This window comes from Salmonella sp. NW722, from assembly GCF_051702785.1.
Lineage (GTDB): Bacteria > Pseudomonadota > Gammaproteobacteria > Enterobacterales > Enterobacteriaceae > Salmonella > Salmonella enterica.
The window spans coordinates 1-16,251 of record NZ_JAMMIN010000009.1 but is presented as its reverse complement, the minus strand read 5'-3'; the positions used below and the strand labels follow the sequence as shown (position 1 = coordinate 16,251).

Here is a 16,251-nt window from a genome sequence, read left to right as displayed (position 1 = left end):
CGAAATCATAACGTGCTTTTTAGCACCATATAGTGCTAATCTGCCGCAACCATGTTTAGTAAATTAAACAAAACCATGATGACAACTCCTGAACTGTCCTGTGATGTGTTAATTATCGGCAGCGGCGCGGCCGGACTCTCGCTGGCGCTGCGTCTGGCTGAAAAACATAAGGTTATCGTCCTGAGTAAAGGGCCGGTGAGCGAGGGCTCCACGTTTTATGCGCAGGGCGGTATTGCCGCCGTGTTTGATGAAACCGACAGTATTGCGTCGCATGTCGAAGATACGCTGATTGCCGGCGCCGGAATTTGCGATCGCCACGCGGTGGAGTTTGTCGCCAGCAACGCCCGTACCTGCGTGCAGTGGCTTATCGATCAGGGCGTCCTGTTTGATACGCATGTCCAGCCAAACGGCAAGGAGAGCTATCATCTCACGCGTGAAGGCGGCCATAGTCATCGCCGTATCCTTCATGCCGCCGACGCTACCGGAAAGGAAGTCGAAACCACGTTGGTCAGTCGGGCGCAAAATCATCCTAATATTCAGGTGCTGGAACGCAGCAACGCCGTTGATTTAATTATCTCCGATAAAATGGGTCTGCCGGGGCCTCGCCGGGTCGTCGGCGCCTGGATCTGGAATCGCAATAAAGAGTGGGTTGAAACCTGTCATGCGAAGTCGGTGGTGCTGGCGACCGGCGGCGCCTCAAAGGTTTATCAATATACCACTAACCCGGATATTTCCTCCGGTGACGGTATCGCGATGGCCTGGCGCGCAGGCTGTCGGGTCGCTAATCTGGAATTTAACCAGTTTCATCCCACCGCCCTTTATCACCCGCAGGCGCGTAATTTTCTCCTTACCGAAGCGCTGCGTGGCGAAGGCGCATACCTTAAACGTCCGGACGGTTCACGGTTTATGCCGGACGTTGACGAACGCGGGGAACTGGCGCCGCGCGATATTGTCGCCCGCGCTATTGACCATGAGATGAAACGACTCGGCGCAGACTGTATGTTTCTCGATATCAGCCACAAGCCTGACGATTTTGTCCGCCAGCACTTCCCGATGATCTATGCGAAACTGCTCAATTTGGGGATGGATTTAACCAAAGAACCGATTCCCGTTGTTCCTGCCGCACACTATACCTGCGGCGGCGTGGTCGTCGATGATTATGGTCGTACCGATGTAGACGGCTTATATGCCATTGGCGAAGTCAGTTACACCGGCCTGCACGGCGCTAACCGTATGGCGTCCAACTCGTTGCTGGAATGCTTAGTGTACGGCTGGTCCGCAGCAATGGATATCGACAGGCGAATGCCTTCTGTCCACAGCGTTGACGTCCTTCCCGCCTGGGATGAAAGCCGCGTGGAGAACGCCGATGAGCGGGTGGTGATTCAGCATAACTGGCATGAACTGCGCCTGCTGATGTGGGACTATGTGGGGATTGTGCGCACGACGAAACGGCTGGAGCGCGCCCTACGGCGTATTACCATGTTGCAACAAGAGATTGACGAGTATTACGCCAACTTTCGCGTCTCGAATAATTTACTGGAGCTGCGCAATCTGGTGCAAGTGGCCGAACTGATTGTGCGTTGCGCGATGATGCGTAAAGAGAGCCGGGGGCTGCACTTTACGCTGGATTATCCGCAACAACTGGCTGAATCAGGCCCATCGATCCTTTCGCCGTTAACGCCTCACATAAACAGATAAAATGCCTGGGTCAGCGCCGTATAACTTTCAGAATAATGCTGGTCTGACCCGCGAATCACTAATCTGTCGCTAAAGCACTCCCCGGCTTGCGGGGAGAATGCGAGCAAAACCCGGTGCGGCAAGCGCGCTTCGTTTTCCGCAACGTCAGTACGTAACCGCAAATGCCATCCCATGTTGAGCGCTTGCTGCGTAAAAGCGTTACCTATTTGTTCCGGCAAGACTACGCAAAAAAAGCCATCTTCGGTAATACAATCCGCCGCAATAGCCAATAACGTCTGGTGATCCAGCGTAGCGGTGTAACGCGCCTGCTCCCGCTGCGGCGTGGCGCATTCCACTCCGGGTTCGTAATAAGGCGGGTTGCTGATAATAAGATCAAAGCGTACCGTCTGGCGAGGCGCCCAACGCTGAATATCGTCAGTATGCACCGTTATTCGATGCGGCCAGGGAGAGTGAGCCACGTTTTCCTGCGCTTGCATGGCAGCCCCGGAATCCAGTTCCACGGCGTCAATAGGCACATTGTCATCCGTCCGCTGCGCCAGCATTAACGCCAGCAGACCGCTTCCAGTACCGATATCCAGAATTCGCTTTACATCCGCGACCGGCGCCCACGCCCCGAGTAAAATACCGTCAGTTCCCACTTTCATCGCACACCGATCGTGTGCGACAAAAAACTGTTTAAACGTAAATCCGTTACGACGAAGAACGGAGCCAGACTGAGACATGTAAAAACAACCTTGCAAAAAACGGCGACAGCGCCGGGTGAAAACAATACCTGAGAAGGGATATCCATACAAACAGATGAAGATTGCGGCCGTAACGTCTATAATCAGCGCCCCACACAGAGGTAGAACATGACTGTAACGACTTTTTCCGAACTTGAACTCGACGAAAGCCTGCTGGATGCCCTCCAGGATAAAGGTTTCACTCGCCCGACCGCCATTCAGGCTGCCGCCATTCCGCCTGCGCTCGATGGCCGTGATGTACTCGGTTCTGCGCCGACAGGCACCGGTAAAACGGCGGCATATCTGCTGCCGGCGTTGCAGCACCTGCTCGACTTTCCGCGTAAAAAATCGGGGCCGCCGCGCATTCTGATCCTGACGCCAACCCGCGAACTGGCAATGCAGGTTGCCGATCACGCTCGTGAACTGGCTAAGCATACTCATCTGGATATCGCCACGATTACCGGCGGCGTGGCCTATATGAACCATGCTGAAGTGTTTAGCGAAAACCAGGATATCGTGGTCGCCACGACGGGCCGTCTGCTGCAATATATAAAAGAAGAGAACTTTGACTGCCGGGCGGTTGAAACACTGATCCTTGACGAAGCTGACCGGATGCTCGACATGGGCTTCGCTCAGGACATTGAACATATCGCTGGTGAGACCCGCTGGCGTAAACAGACGATGCTGTTCTCCGCCACGCTGGAAGGCGATGCGATTAAAGATTTTGCCGAGCGTCTGCTGGAAGACCCGGTTGAGGTTTCCGCCAATCCGTCAACCCGCGAGCGTAAGAAAATTCACCAGTGGTACTACCGTGCCGACAATTTCGAACATAAAGTTGCGCTGTTGAAGCACCTGCTAAAACAAGACGATGCAACCCGTTCTATCGTGTTTGTACGTAAACGTGAACGCGTCCATGAACTGGCTGAAACGCTGCGTCTGGCAGGGATCAACAATTGCTATCTTGAAGGCGAGATGGCGCAGATCAAACGTAACGAAGGTATTAAGCGTCTCACCGACGGCCGCGTTAACGTGCTGGTCGCGACCGACGTCGCGGCACGCGGGATTGATATTCCTGACGTCAGCCACGTCATTAACTTCGACATGCCGCGCAGTGGCGATACCTATCTGCATCGCATTGGTCGTACAGGCCGTGCTGGCCGCAAAGGCACTGCAATCTCGCTGGTAGAAGCCCACGACCATCTGTTGCTGCTGAAAATCGGTCGCTACATCGAAGAGCCGCTAAAAGCGCGCGTCATTGATGAGCTTCGCCCGACCACGCGTGCGCCCAGCGAAAAGCTGACCGGCAAACCGTCGAAAAAAGTGCTGGCGAAACGCGCCGAGAAGAAAAAAGAGAAAGAAAAAGAGAAGCCGCGCGTGAAGAAACGTCACCGCGATACAAAAAATATCGGTAAGCGCCGCAAGCCAAGCGGTACGAAAATGCAGGAGCAATCCAGCGAAGAGTGATGATAATGCCGGGTTCGTTAACCCGGCATTTTTTTATCTTCCACGGTAAAACACGCCTCCATACACTGCATAAATATCTGCATTGCCGGGCTGACCGCTTTCCCGGCATGATGGGCGCACAGCGCCATGATCGATAGCGACGGCGCGCCAAACGGCAGCTCTTTCAACTGACCGGTACTAAGTTCTCGTTCAACGGCAAAACGTGGTAAAAAGCTGATGCCCAGGTTAGCAGCCACACACTGTTTAATGCTTTCAATACTCCACAGTTCAATGGTGTTTTCCAGCGTAATCCGCCTCTGCCGTAGCGTACTTTCAAACAGCTGGCGGAAGACACATTGCGGTTCATTGATGATGAAGCTACAGGGGATATGCTGATCTGGCTGCGTAAAATCAGCATCCTGTAGCAGTGGAGAGGCCACCAGCGCCAGCGACTGCTCCCCCAGTTGCTGCATCGTGAGCGCGTCATCATTACCTACGCGATAAAAAACGCCCAGATCGACCTCGTCATTCAGCAACGCATCACGTATCACATAGCAATTCAGCGACTGTAGCGACAATCTGACATTCGGCGCTCGCAGCTTAAAACGTTGTAAAACCTGCGGCATTTTGTACGCCAGTAAGGTTTCACCTGTCGCCACGCGCAGCTCTCCGCCGGGTTCCGCATCCTGTCTTGCGGCTTCACGAATCGACTCCATCACACGCGTCAGTTCATGGATATGCGGCATCAGCTTTTTCCCCTCATTGGTCAGGCACATTCGGCGCCCTATTTTCTCGAACAGTTGCAGGGAAAACTCACGTTCAAGCTGTTGAATATGAAAAGTTACTGTCGACTGAGTGCAGCACAGCTTTTGCGAAGCCCGCAGAAACGAGCCCTCTTCCACTACCGTTTTCAGCGTAATAAACCGACGCAGATCCATAACCACCAACCTATCGAAAATCTCGAATTCAGAATTAAAAAACATTCATTTTTTTAAATATTTCATATCGGGTACTGTCTGCTAAAACAGAGGAGATGACAAGTGACACCGATGCTTTTAAGCGCTTTCTGGACTTATACATTAATCACCGCCCTTACCCCCGGCCCTAACAATATTCTCGCGCTTAGCGCAGCAACTGCACATGGTTTTCGGCAGAGTATTCGTGTACTGGCAGGTATGAGTCTGGGATTTTTGGTCGTCATGCTGCTGTGCGCCGGGATCGCGTTTTCCCTTGCGGTTATCGATCCGGCAATCATTCATTTACTCAGTTGGGTGGGGGCTGCGTATATCCTGTGGCTGGCGTGGAAAATTGCCACCAGTCCAGCGGCGGATGAGAAGGTCAGACCAAAACCGGTTGGCTTTTGGGTAAGCTTTGGCCTGCAGTTTGTGAACGTCAAAATTATTCTGTACGGCATTACCGCTCTGTCTACATTTGTTTTACCGCAAACGCAGGCGCTGAACTGGGTCATCGGCGTCAGTATATTGCTGGCATTGATCGGCACGTTCGGTAATGTGTGTTGGGCGCTGGCGGGACATCTGTTTCAGCGGGCGTTTCGCCATTATGGTCGCCAGTTAAATATCATTCTGGCGTTACTGCTGGTGTACTGCGCGGTGCGGATTTTTTACTGACCCAAATAAAACAAAAGCGGAAAAGGCCCGGCCTCTTCCGCTTGTTATTACCGGATAAGCCTTACAGGCTTTCGGTAAAGGTACGAGCGATAACGTCGCGCTGCTGTTCCGGCGTCAGGGAGTTAAAACGCACCGCATAACCAGAAACACGAATAGTCAGTTGCGGGTATTTTTCCGGATGCTTAACCGCATCTTCCAGAGTTTCACGACGCAGAACGTTAACGTTCAGATGCTGACCGCCTTCAACGCGTACTTCCGGTTTAACTTCCATCGGAATTTCACGGTATTCAATCTCGCCCAGTTTGCTGACAGCCACAACTTCATCTTCAGCAAAGCCGGATTTTGCAACGATGCAGCGCGCTTCGCCTTTTTCGCTGTCCAGCAGCCAGAAGGAATTCAGCAGGTCGTCGTTAGCGGCTTTAGTAATCTGGATACCTGTAATCATGTGATGCCTCCCCAGGCAAAATTATTTGATTTCGGTCGGCCTAATCCCGGCCAATTGGTAAAACCATTGTTGCTTGAGTGTATATATACCCTTCGATCACCCTTCATTCTTTGATTTAAATCAATAAAAACCACACCATAAAAAGGGTGATGAAGGGAATTTATTGTTTTACATCAACTTACACCATTCAGACCTATAAACTTTTTACATAAATTTTCAACTATCTTTTGTAGGTAACCGTTTTTGTAGCACGCAGGATTTTGCACTGCAGAAAGAAGCAGTTAAGCTAAGGGAACTGGAAATTCGCAGGAGAGCGAGATGGCGACTGAGTTAACCTGGCACGATGTGCTGGCTGATGAGAAACAGCAACCTTACTTTATCAATACGCTTCACACTGTTGCTGGCGAACGTCAGTCGGGTATCACGGTCTACCCGCCGCAAAAAGATGTGTTTAACGCCTTTCGCTTCACGGAACTGGGCGACGTTAAGGTGGTGATCCTGGGACAAGATCCTTACCACGGCCCCGGCCAGGCACATGGTCTGGCGTTTTCCGTGCGTCCTGGGATCGCTCCCCCGCCGTCATTAGTGAATATGTACAAAGAGCTGGAAGCCTCCATTCCCGGCTTTGTCCGCCCCGCGCACGGTTATCTGGAAAGCTGGGCACGCCAGGGCGTACTGTTACTGAATACGGTGCTCACGGTACGGGCAGGCCAGGCGCATTCTCATGCCAGCCTGGGGTGGGAAACCTTTACGGATAAAGTGATAAGCCTGATTAACCAACACCGCGAAGGGGTCGTCTTCCTGCTGTGGGGCTCGCACGCCCAGAAGAAAGGCGCGATTATTGATCCACAGCGCCACCATATTCTGAAAGCTCCGCATCCCTCGCCACTCTCTGCGCACCGCGGATTTTTTGGCTGTAACCATTTTGCGCTAACGAACCAATGGCTGGAACAACACGGCGAGAAAACTATCGACTGGACGCCAGTATTACCGGCTGAGAGTGAATAACGTTGGCGACTCGCCGTTTTATCGCCCGGATAACGGCGCGAAAGCGCCTTGTCTGACCGGGCGGTAGAAAGTACATCATTGGCCCGGCGCGCGTTGCGTCACCGGGCTGCAGCCCTTACGCTTTATTCTGTCGCCACCACTCGGCGAGCAGTACGCCTGTCGCAACCGACACATTCAGGCTTTCCACGTTCCCGGTGCCGTTAATTTTCACGCACAGATCGTCGGGTTCGCGCGCCGCTTCCGGCAGGTAGTCATATTCACGGCCTAAGACCAGCACCATCTTTTCCGGCAGGGTCGTACTAAAGAGCGCCTGACCGCGATCGCTGGACGTCGTCACCACGGTGTACCCCGCCTGACGAAAATCATCCAGTACGTCAACAATGCTTTCACCAGTGATCGGCTGGACATGCTCCGCCCCGCCTTCCGCGGTACGAATCGCCGCGCCGGACTCCAGCAACGCCGCATCCTGTACCACCACGCCTTTCACGCCGAAGTGCGCGCAGCTACGCATCATGCCGCCCAGATTATGCGGGTTAGCGACATCTTCCAACGCCAGCACGCAGTCTTGATCCGCCGCCTGCTTTACCCATTGCTTAACGGTCGTACCGTTACGCTTTTTAATCAGGAAACACACGCCACCGTGGTGCTCAGTCCCGGAAGCTTTTGCCAGTTCGGCTTCATCCACCACATGGTAGGCTTTACGATTCGCCGCCATCCAGCGCAGCGCCTCTTTAAAACGCGGCGTTACGCTTTGGATAAACCATGCGCGCACGATGGCGTCAGGACGGCTCTGGAATAGCGCCTGGCAGGCGTTTTCACCGTAGACGCGCGTCTCTTCCGCACGCTGGCGACGCAAAACTTCAGGGTCAATAAAACTTTTACCGCTAATACCACCATGATCGACTTTCTCAGGCGTTTCATCGCCTGGCGCGCGGGACACGGTGCGCCACGGCGAAGTTTCATGTTTACGGTCACGGCTCTGATTATTTCGCTCATCACGGGCGGGGCGACGTCCACCGTCAGTGCGAGACTTTGCTGGGCGGCCTCCCCCTTTCCCGGTACGCGGGTTATGGGTGCGTTTATCAGAGTCATCATCACTACGGACATACATCACTTTGACTTTGCCGCTTTTGTTTTTTAATTCATCGTTCATGCTTTTCTCCACCAGCGCTGCGCGAAGCGCGAAGATTACCCGATGTGCATCCGGTTAGCCATGATTTCGTTTAAAAGCTTGCGACTATTGTACTCATTGAATAAAACACATTGTTGTTTAGCACAGACTCCTCGATAATATGTAACATTATAGAAACATCCCGCGCGTAGCGGGACGTCTTCCGACGTATTCAGAGGTTAGCTATGAACACCGTTTGTACCCATTGTCAGGCCATTAACCGCATCCCCGACGATCGGCTTCAGGATGCGGCAAAATGTGGACGCTGCGGTCATGAGTTGTTTGACGGAGAAGTCATTAATGCGACCGGCGAAACGCTGGACAAACTGTTGAAGGACGATCTTCCAGTGGTGATCGACTTTTGGGCCCCCTGGTGCGGCCCTTGCCGTAACTTTGCGCCAATCTTCGAGGATGTCGCAGAAGAGCGCAGCGGTAAAGTCCGTTTCGTCAAAGTGAATACCGAGGCGGAACGGGAACTCAGCGCCCGTTTCGGTATCCGCAGCATCCCGACGATTATGATTTTTAAACATGGACAGGTGGTCGATATGCTTAATGGCGCAGTGCCTAAAGCGCCTTTCGACAGCTGGCTGAACGAAGCGCTGTAAACGCCACGGGGCGCATCTTGTGCCCCGTTTTCACCTCTGCCACAATAGCGTTTTTCTCCGCAAACGCTTTCTATGACCAATAACGCTGTCCTTCAGTTACGCGCCGAACGGCTTGCGCGCGCTACTCGCCCTTTTCTTGCCAGAGGCAATCGGGTTCGCCGCTGTCAACGCTGCCTGCTGCCGCTAAAATCTTGCCTGTGTGATACGTTAACGCCTTCTCAGGCGAAAAGCCGTTTTTGTCTGGTCATGTTTGACACTGAACCGATGAAACCCAGCAATACCGGCCGGCTGATAGCCGATATTTTGCCGGATACCGCGGCGTTTCAGTGGTCGCGTACCGAGCCGCCGCAGGCGTTGCTGGAGCTGGTACAGCATCCGGATTATCAACCGATAGTGGTCTTTCCTGCGTCCTACGCCGGCGAAGCGCGCGAGGTCATTTCCACCCCGCCCGCCGGGAAACCGCCGCTGTTTATTATGCTGGACGGCACCTGGCCCGAAGCACGTAAAATGTTTCGTAAAAGCCCTTATCTGGATCATCTGCCGGTCATTTCCGTCGATTTATCGCGTCTTTCAGCTTATCGTCTGCGTGAAATCCATGCCGAAGGGCAATATTGTACCGCCGAAGTCGCCATAGCGTTGTTAGATCTGGCGGGAGATACCGAGGCGGCAACCAGTTTAGGTGAACATTTTACCCGTTTCAAAACGCGCTATCTGGCAGGAAAAACGCAACATCCGGGAAACGTCACAGCATAAAATAGCGAAAGCGTTTAAAATTATCCGGTCACTTCTGTGTAAGGGAAACCGGTATGAGCCAGCAAGGACTGGAAGCGCTACTGCGACCAAAATCGATCGCGGTGATTGGCGCATCAATGAAGCCCCACCGCGCGGGTTACCTGATGATGCGTAACTTGTTGGCGGGCGGATTCAATGGCCCCGTCCTTCCCGTGACGCCCGCCTGGAAAGCCGTTTTAGGCGTCATGGCCTGGCCGGATATCGCCAGTCTTCCTTTCACCCCCGATCTGGCTATTTTATGCACTAACGCCAGCCGTAACCTGGCGTTACTGGACGCGCTTGGCGCGAAAGGGTGTAAAACGTGCATTATCCTTTCTGCTCCCACGTCGCAACATGAAGAACTTCTTGCCTGTGCCCGGCATTATAAAATGCGTCTGCTGGGTCCAAACAGTCTTGGGCTCCTCGCGCCGTGGCAAGGGCTGAATGCCAGCTTTTCTCCCGTCCCGATTAAACAGGGCAAGCTCGCTTTTATTTCCCAGTCTGCCGCCGTGTCCAATACTATTCTTGACTGGGCGCAACAGCGTGAAATGGGCTTTTCCTACTTTATCGCGCTGGGCGATAGCCTGGATATTGATGTCGATGAACTACTGGACTATCTGGCGCGCGACAGCAAGACCAGCGCGATTTTGCTCTATCTGGAACAGTTAAGCGACGCCCGCCGTTTTGTTTCCGCCGCCCGTAGCGCTTCACGTAACAAACCGATTCTGGTGATTAAAAGCGGCCGAAGCCCGGCAGCCCAGCGTTTACTTAATACCAGCGCGGGAATGGACCCTGCGTGGGATGCGGCCATCCAGCGCGCAGGCCTGCTGCGAGTCCAGGATACGCACGAGCTTTTTTCCGCCGTCGAAACACTGAGCCATATGCGTCCGCTACGCGGCGACAGACTGATGATCATCAGCAATGGCGCCGCGCCTGCCGCGCTGGCGTTAGATGAGTTGTGGTCGCGTAACGGCAAGCTGGCGACGTTGAGCGAAGAGACCTGCCTGCAACTACGGCAGGCGCTTCCCGCGCACATAGATATTGCCAATCCGCTGGATCTGTGTGATGACGCCAGCAGCGAACATTACGTCAAAACGCTGGATATCCTGCTCGCCAGTCAGGATTTTGACGCGCTTATGGTTATCCACTCTCCCAGCGCTGCCGCGCCGGGTACGGAAAGCGCCCATGCTCTGATCGAGACGATTAAGCGCCACCCCAGAGGCAAGTTTGTTACGCTGCTGACAAACTGGTGCGGCGAGTTCTCGTCTCAGGAGGCAAGACGGCTATTCAGCGAAGCCGGATTACCAACCTACCGTACGCCGGAAGGCACGATTACCGCGTTTATGCATATGGTGGAATACCGGCGTAACCAGAAGCAACTGCGGGAAACGCCAGCGTTGCCGAGTAACCTGACGTCCAATACCGCTGAGGCGCATAATCTGTTACAGCGGGCGATTGCGGAAGGCGCCACCTCACTGGATACCCATGAAGTACAGCCGATTTTACACGCCTATGGGCTGCATACGCTCCCAACCTGGATTGCCAGCGACAGCGCTGAAGCGGTGCATATCGCCGAACAGATAGGCTATCCGGTAGCTCTCAAGCTGCGCTCGCCCGACATTCCGCATAAATCTGAAGTTCAGGGGGTCATGCTTTACCTGCGAACCGCAAGCGAGGTACAACAGGCCGCGAACGCCATTTTCGATCGTGTAAAGATGGCCTGGCCGCAGGCGCGGATTCACGGTTTACTGGTACAAAGCATGGCTAACCGCGCCGGCGCACAGGAGCTGCGTGTGGTGGTCGAGCACGATCCGGTGTTTGGTCCTTTGATTATGTTGGGTGAAGGCGGCGTAGAGTGGCGTCCGGAAGAGCAGGCTGTCGTCGCGCTGCCGCCGCTCAACATGAATCTGGCGCGCTATCTGGTGATTCAGGGCATTAAACAGCGGAAAATTCGCGCCCGTAGCGCGCTGCGTCCGCTGGATATTGTCGGTTTAAGCCAGCTGCTGGTCCAGGTTTCAAACCTGATTGTCGACTGCCCGGAAATTCAGCGTCTGGATATCCATCCGCTGCTGGCTTCCGCCAGTGAGTTTACCGCGCTGGATGTGACGCTGGATATTGCCCCGTTTGATGGCGATAACGAAAGTCGACTTGCGGTACGCCCCTATCCTCACCAGCTCGAAGAGTGGGTGGAGATGAAAAACGGCGATCGCTGCCTGTTCCGTCCGATCCTGCCGGAAGATGAGCCCCAGCTGCAACAATTCATCGCCCAGGTCACCAAAGAGGATCTTTACTACCGTTATTTCAGCGAGATCAACGAATTCACCCATGAAGATTTAGCCAACATGACGCAGATCGACTACGATCGAGAAATGGCCTTTGTGGCCGTGAGGCGGATGGACAACGCTGAAGAGATCCTCGGCGTAACGCGCGCGATCTCCGATCCTGACAACGTAGATGCCGAATTTGCCGTATTGGTGCGTTCAGATCTTAAAGGGTTGGGTTTAGGACGCCGTTTAATGGAGAAATTGATTGCCTATACTCGCGATCACGGATTGAAGCGGCTGAACGGTATTACGATGCCAAACAATCGCGGCATGGTCGCGCTGGCCAGAAAACTGGGATTTCAGGTCGATATTCAGCTCGAAGAGGGCATCGTGGGATTGACGCTGAATCTGGCCAAATGTGATGAATCGTGAGTAATGTACTGGAAATGTTGACCACTTTAACGGGTACTGATGTTATTATTGCTCGCTTATGTCGTCTGCATAGCACAGAGGACCCTTCAATGAACAGAGAAGAAATGCACTGTGATGTTGTCAAAATTTAAGCGTAATAAACATCAACAACACCTTGCCCAACTCCCTAAGATTTCTCAGTCAGTTGATGATGTAGATTTCTTTTATACTCCTGCTACTTTTCGGGAGACACTGCTGGAGAAAATCGCCAGCGCGACGCAGCGTATTTGTATCGTTGCCCTGTATCTGGAACAGGACGATGGGGGTAAAGGTATACTCGACGCGCTCTATGCGGCTAAACGGCAGCGTCCTGAACTGGACGTGAGGGTGCTGGTCGACTGGCATCGCGCGCAACGCGGGCGCATTGGCGCAGCGGCCTCGAATACCAATGCAGACTGGTATTGCCGACTGGCGCAGGAAAACCCCGGCATTGATGTCCCGGTTTACGGCGTACCGATTAATACGCGAGAAGCGCTTGGCGTACTGCATTTTAAAGGCTTTATCATTGATGATAGCGTCCTGTACAGCGGCGCCAGCCTGAACGATGTCTATCTCCATCAGCATGACAAATATCGCTACGATCGCTACCAGCTGATTCGCAATCGGCAAATGGCAGACATCATGTTTGACTGGGTGACGCAAAATCTGATGAATGGTCGTGGTGTGAATCGTCTGGATAATACCCAGCGGCCGAAAAGCCCGGAGATTAAAAACGATATCCGCTTATACCGTCAGGAGCTGCGTGATGCGTCATATCATTTTCAGGGTGACGCTAATGACGAGCAGCTCTCCGTTACGCCGCTGGTCGGGCTTGGAAAATCCAGTCTGCTGAACAAAACCATTTTCCATCTCATGCCCTGTGCGGAGCATAAGCTCACCATTTGTACCCCTTATTTCAATCTACCAGCGGTGCTGGTGCGGAATATTATTCAGCTACTGCGCGACGGAAAGAAAGTCGAAATCATTGTTGGCGATAAAACCGCGAATGATTTTTACATTCCGGAAGATGAACCGTTCAAGATCATTGGCGCGTTACCCTATCTCTATGAGATTAACCTGCGCCGCTTCCTGAGCCGTTTACAGTATTACGTCAATACCGATCAGCTTGTGGTGCGTCTGTGGAAAGATGACGACAATACCTATCATTTGAAAGGGATGTGGGTAGATGATAAATGGATGCTACTCACCGGCAACAACCTGAATCCTCGCGCCTGGCGTCTGGATCTGGAAAACGCCATTCTGATCCACGATCCTAAGCAAGAGCTTGCCCCTCAGCGGGAAAAAGAGCTGGAACTTATCCGAACGCACACAACCATCGTAAAACATTATCGTGACCTGCAGAGCATTGCCGACTATCCGATAAAAGTGCGTAAATTGATTCGCCGTCTGCGCCGGATCCGCATCGACAGATTAATTAGCCGTATCCTGTAATCGAAGCCCCGTCCTGTACGGGGTTTTCTCTTAGGAGTGAACTGGTGCGCGTGTTGATTCCTTTTACGGTGTTGTTTCTCTCCGGGTGCAGCCATCTGGCTAACGACCACTGGAGCGGTCAGGATAAAGCCCAACATTTTATGGCATCAGCGATGCTATCGGCAGCCGGTAATGAGTATGCGCGTCACCAGGGAGTAAGCCCTGACCGCAGCGCAGCGATAGGGCTGATGTTTTCTTTGAGTCTCGGAGCCTCAAAAGAACTCTGGGACAGCCGCCCGGAAGGCAGCGGCTGGAGCTGGAAAGATTTTGTCTGGGATGTCGCTGGCGCGACAACCGGTTACGCTATCTGGCAAATGGCGCGATACTAAAGGCGTAAGCCCTTTCCTTTACGGTGCAACATCAGCGAAACCAGGAAAGCCAGAACGGCCATCGCGGTAACATACCAGAAGAACGAACTCTCCATACCGACAGACTTTAGCGACAGCGCGACATATTCCGCAGAGCCGCCAAATAACGCATTTGCTACCGCGTAAGATAAACCGACGCCCAGGGCGCGAACCTGCGCCGGAAACATCTCCGCTTTCAGGATCCCGCTAATCGAGGTATAGAAACTCACAATCAATAGCGCGCACATCACTAAAGCAAATGCGGCATAAGGCGACGTCACATTCTGCAACGCGGAGAGAATTGGAACGGTGAAAAGCGTCGCGAGTGCGCCAAAACATAGCATAGAGGTGCGCCTGCCAATCTTATCGGATAACGCGCCGAATAACGGCTGCACCAACATGAAAACACACAGCGCAGCCGTCATAATGCCGCTGGCGACATTGGCATGCATACCTGCTGTATTTACCAGATATTTCTGCATATAGGTGGTGAAGGTATAAAAGCACAGCGAGCCTGCCGCGGTGAAACCAAGCACCATCAAAAAGGCTTTGCGATTACGCCACAAACCTTTCAACGAACCGGCTTCTTTTAATGCGCGAGTCTCATGCTTCGAGGTTTCATCCAGCTGGCGACGTAGCCATAACGCCACAACCGCCAGCACGGCGCCCAGCGCAAAGGGAATACGCCATCCCCAGGCACGAAGCTCAGCATCCTCCAGAACCTGCTGCAAAATCACAACGACCAGCAATGCCAGTAGTTGGCCACCGATAAGCGTAACGTACTGAAACGACGCGAAAAATCCCTTACGACCTTCAAGCGCAACTTCACTCATATATGTCGCGCTGGTCCCATACTCTCCCCCTACCGAGAGCCCCTGAAATAACCTTGCAATAAGTAGCAGCGCCGGTGCCCAGGTGCCGATGGTATCGTAACCAGGTAAGCAGGCAATCACCAGCGACCCCATGCACATCATGCACACCGAAATCAACATTGAGGCTTTGCGCCCGCGTCGATCGGCAATGCGTCCAAACAGCCAACCACCGATAGGCCGCATTAAAAAACCGGCGGCAAAGACGCCTGCCGTTTGCAAAAGCTGAGTAGTGGTATTACCAGAAGGAAAGAAGATATGTGCAAAATAGAGCGAGCAGAAAGAGTAGACGTAGAAATCAAACCATTCCACTAAGTTTCCGGAAGAGGCCCCCACGATAGCCCATATGCGTCGCCGCATCTCCGGAGCCTCAGCGTTGTTTTTATCTATACGCTGAATAATTTCTGCCATACTGTTCTCCTTGTTGCCAGGCTTAATCGGCCTTTTATTTTGGAGATTCAGATTACGCGAGACCCAAAAGTAAATAAAGTGTTAATTATTTGTTTGCTAATTTTTATCCCCACCGTGCCTGATGCTGGCGTTTCCGTTTCAGATAGTCTTCGTCCTGACGGATTTTATCCCACCAACCTTTGAAAACCGTTGCCGCCGCGGCCTTAATAGGATCATTACCCCGTGTATTCAGGCTGCCGTCTTCTGCATACTTTTTACCGCCTTTATAGTTAGCGTATCGCCTGGCGCGGGTGTATCCCATCTGAATAAATTTACGCGCCATGTCCATACCAACGAAATCATCCTGCTGCCGGTAAGCTTCGAACAACTGGTAGATCTGTTCTGCGGATTTCATCGCCGATGCTTCATCTTTATAGCGCCAGAAAGGAAGAATTTCGCTTTTGTAGGGTTCAACCAGTAGCCCCCCCTGCTCGCCTCGTCCAACCTGATACAATTCAGGCTGCTGGCGGAAGTCGATGCTGGAAAAGTCCTGCTGGTAGTTAAAAGGTTTGATAGCCAATGAAAATCCTCACTGCTTATATAAGCACGTGTAAAGGATAGTTCATCGTTAACGATTGGGTGGGTTGTGCTCTTATCGGTTCTACAAGAGCACCAGCTTCGTAGGCGGGATAATTCCTGTAGGCCGGATAAGGCGGAGCCGCCATCCGGCGGTGCAGGTTGCCTGATGGCGCTGCGCTTATCAGGCCTACGGTTTTACGGTTGCCGCACACGCAAAAAAGCCCATCCTGACGGATGGGCTTCTTCACTACATTGATGCCTGGCAGTTTATGGCGGGCGTCCTGCCCGCCACCCTACGGGCCGTTGCTGCGCAACGTTCAAATCCGCTCCCGGCGGATTTCTCCTCCTCAGGAGAGTGCTCACCGACAGA

Annotated in this window: 15 protein-coding genes; 9 read left to right on the top strand and 6 right to left on the bottom strand. The window is 53.1% G+C overall.

All coding sequences use genetic code 11. The annotated features are described in order from the left end of the window. Window positions 1-75: 75 nt before the first annotated feature. On the top strand, window positions 76-1,698 hold the full coding sequence (gene nadB / locus NA330_RS19550) for an L-aspartate oxidase (RefSeq protein ID WP_023182380.1): 1,623 nt from the start codon (window positions 76-78) through the stop codon (window positions 1,696-1,698). On the opposite strand, the gene trmN is transcribed toward nadB, so the two are convergent. After that, complete coding sequence (gene trmN / locus NA330_RS19545) at window positions 1,683-2,420, bottom strand: tRNA(1)(Val) (adenine(37)-N(6))-methyltransferase TrmN (protein ID WP_000083347.1); 738 nt, start codon at window positions 2,418-2,420, stop codon at window positions 1,683-1,685. The genes nadB and trmN overlap by 16 nt on opposite strands. A gap of 129 nt (window positions 2,421-2,549) precedes the next feature. Between trmN and srmB the strand changes: the two genes are divergently transcribed. Then, window positions 2,550-3,884, top strand: a complete 1,335-nt coding sequence (srmB, locus tag NA330_RS19540) for an ATP-dependent RNA helicase SrmB (RefSeq protein ID WP_000219174.1) — start codon at window positions 2,550-2,552, stop codon at window positions 3,882-3,884. Between the two features lie 17 nt (window positions 3,885-3,901). Here the strand turns inward: srmB and NA330_RS19535 are convergent, their stop codons facing one another. Then, window positions 3,902-4,801: a LysR family transcriptional regulator gene (locus NA330_RS19535; protein WP_001521114.1), complete on the bottom strand. Its 900-nt coding sequence runs from the start codon at window positions 4,799-4,801 to the stop codon at window positions 3,902-3,904. Window positions 4,802-4,903: 102 nt separating this feature from the next. Between NA330_RS19535 and eamB the strand changes: the two genes are divergently transcribed. Beyond that, window positions 4,904-5,491 carry a cysteine/O-acetylserine transporter gene (gene eamB / locus NA330_RS19530; RefSeq protein WP_000188410.1) on the top strand — a complete coding sequence of 196 codons (588 nt, stop codon included), beginning with the start codon at window positions 4,904-4,906 and terminating at the stop codon, window positions 5,489-5,491. A gap of 61 nt (window positions 5,492-5,552) precedes the next feature. Here eamB and grcA read toward each other — a convergent pair whose 3' ends face one another. Next, a complete protein-coding gene (gene grcA, locus NA330_RS19525; RefSeq protein ID WP_000627811.1) occupies window positions 5,553-5,936 on the bottom strand; it encodes an autonomous glycyl radical cofactor GrcA in 384 nt (127 codons plus the stop codon). 318 nt (window positions 5,937-6,254) lie between these two features. Here grcA and ung point away from each other — a divergent pair, with 318 nt between their 5' ends. Next, window positions 6,255-6,944, top strand: a complete 690-nt coding sequence (gene ung / locus NA330_RS19520) for a uracil-DNA glycosylase (RefSeq protein WP_000179978.1) — start codon at window positions 6,255-6,257, stop codon at window positions 6,942-6,944. A 115-nt stretch (window positions 6,945-7,059) separates the two neighbouring features. On the opposite strand, the gene NA330_RS19515 is transcribed toward ung, so the two are convergent. After that, window positions 7,060-8,097: a tRNA/rRNA methyltransferase gene (locus tag NA330_RS19515; protein WP_000997368.1), complete on the bottom strand. Its 1,038-nt coding sequence runs from the start codon at window positions 8,095-8,097 to the stop codon at window positions 7,060-7,062. Window positions 8,098-8,300: 203 nt separating this feature from the next. Here NA330_RS19515 and trxC point away from each other — a divergent pair, with 203 nt between their 5' ends. The 5 genes from trxC to NA330_RS19490 all read left to right on the top strand — a co-directional run bounded on the left by trxC (window position 8,301) and on the right by NA330_RS19490 (window position 14,025). Further along, window positions 8,301-8,720, top strand: a complete 420-nt coding sequence (gene trxC, locus NA330_RS19510; RefSeq protein ID WP_001098732.1) for a thioredoxin TrxC — start codon at window positions 8,301-8,303, stop codon at window positions 8,718-8,720. Window positions 8,721-8,792: 72 nt separating this feature from the next. Then, complete coding sequence (gene tapT / locus NA330_RS19505; protein ID WP_000183642.1) at window positions 8,793-9,473, top strand: tRNA-uridine aminocarboxypropyltransferase; 681 nt, start codon at window positions 8,793-8,795, stop codon at window positions 9,471-9,473. 53 nt (window positions 9,474-9,526) lie between these two features. Then, window positions 9,527-12,187 (top strand): protein lysine acetyltransferase, encoded by a 2,661-nt coding sequence (gene pat, locus NA330_RS19500; protein ID WP_023241596.1) that lies wholly within the window; start codon window positions 9,527-9,529, stop codon window positions 12,185-12,187. 114 nt (window positions 12,188-12,301) lie between these two features. After that, window positions 12,302-13,657 carry a CDP-diacylglycerol--serine O-phosphatidyltransferase gene (pssA, locus tag NA330_RS19495; RefSeq protein ID WP_000949286.1) on the top strand — a complete coding sequence of 452 codons (1,356 nt, stop codon included), beginning with the start codon at window positions 12,302-12,304 and terminating at the stop codon, window positions 13,655-13,657. 44 nt (window positions 13,658-13,701) lie between these two features. Beyond that, complete coding sequence (locus NA330_RS19490; RefSeq protein WP_001264473.1) at window positions 13,702-14,025, top strand: YfiM family lipoprotein; 324 nt, start codon at window positions 13,702-13,704, stop codon at window positions 14,023-14,025. On the opposite strand, the gene NA330_RS19485 is transcribed toward NA330_RS19490, so the two are convergent. Together NA330_RS19485 and NA330_RS19480 are read right to left on the bottom strand one after the other, a co-directional pair. Beyond that, entirely contained in the window at window positions 14,022-15,323 is a 1,302-nt protein-coding gene (locus NA330_RS19485) for an MFS transporter (RefSeq protein ID WP_000807814.1), read from the bottom strand. The two genes, NA330_RS19490 and NA330_RS19485, sit on opposite strands and share 4 nt — an antisense overlap. Before the next feature lie 103 nt (window positions 15,324-15,426). Next, the gene (locus NA330_RS19480) at window positions 15,427-15,882 is read right to left on the bottom strand and encodes a DUF4385 domain-containing protein (RefSeq protein ID WP_000985648.1); all 456 of its coding nucleotides are present in this window, start codon (window positions 15,880-15,882) and stop codon (window positions 15,427-15,429) included. Window positions 15,883-16,251: the final 369 nt, after the last annotated feature.

What these genes read in the sequence shown, in the direction of transcription:
- tapT (WP_000183642.1), top strand. Translation starts at nt 8,793, where the DNA reads ATGACCAATAACGCTGTCCTTCAGTTACGCGCCGAACGGCTTGCGCGC.
- NA330_RS19515 (WP_000997368.1), bottom strand. Translation starts at nt 8,097, where the DNA reads ATGAACGATGAATTAAAAAACAAAAGCGGCAAAGTCAAAGTGATGTAT.
- srmB (WP_000219174.1), top strand. Translation starts at nt 2,550, where the DNA reads ATGACTGTAACGACTTTTTCCGAACTTGAACTCGACGAAAGCCTGCTG.
- trmN (WP_000083347.1), bottom strand. Translation starts at nt 2,420, where the DNA reads ATGTCTCAGTCTGGCTCCGTTCTTCGTCGTAACGGATTTACGTTTAAA.
- pssA (WP_000949286.1), top strand. Translation starts at nt 12,302, where the DNA reads ATGTTGTCAAAATTTAAGCGTAATAAACATCAACAACACCTTGCCCAA.
- ung (WP_000179978.1), top strand. Translation starts at nt 6,255, where the DNA reads ATGGCGACTGAGTTAACCTGGCACGATGTGCTGGCTGATGAGAAACAG.
- NA330_RS19485 (WP_000807814.1), bottom strand. Translation starts at nt 15,323, where the DNA reads ATGGCAGAAATTATTCAGCGTATAGATAAAAACAACGCTGAGGCTCCG.
- pat (WP_023241596.1), top strand. Translation starts at nt 9,527, where the DNA reads ATGAGCCAGCAAGGACTGGAAGCGCTACTGCGACCAAAATCGATCGCG.
- nadB (WP_023182380.1), top strand. Translation starts at nt 76, where the DNA reads ATGATGACAACTCCTGAACTGTCCTGTGATGTGTTAATTATCGGCAGC.
- grcA (WP_000627811.1), bottom strand. Translation starts at nt 5,936, where the DNA reads ATGATTACAGGTATCCAGATTACTAAAGCCGCTAACGACGACCTGCTG.
- NA330_RS19535 (WP_001521114.1), bottom strand. Translation starts at nt 4,801, where the DNA reads ATGGATCTGCGTCGGTTTATTACGCTGAAAACGGTAGTGGAAGAGGGC.
- trxC (WP_001098732.1), top strand. Translation starts at nt 8,301, where the DNA reads ATGAACACCGTTTGTACCCATTGTCAGGCCATTAACCGCATCCCCGAC.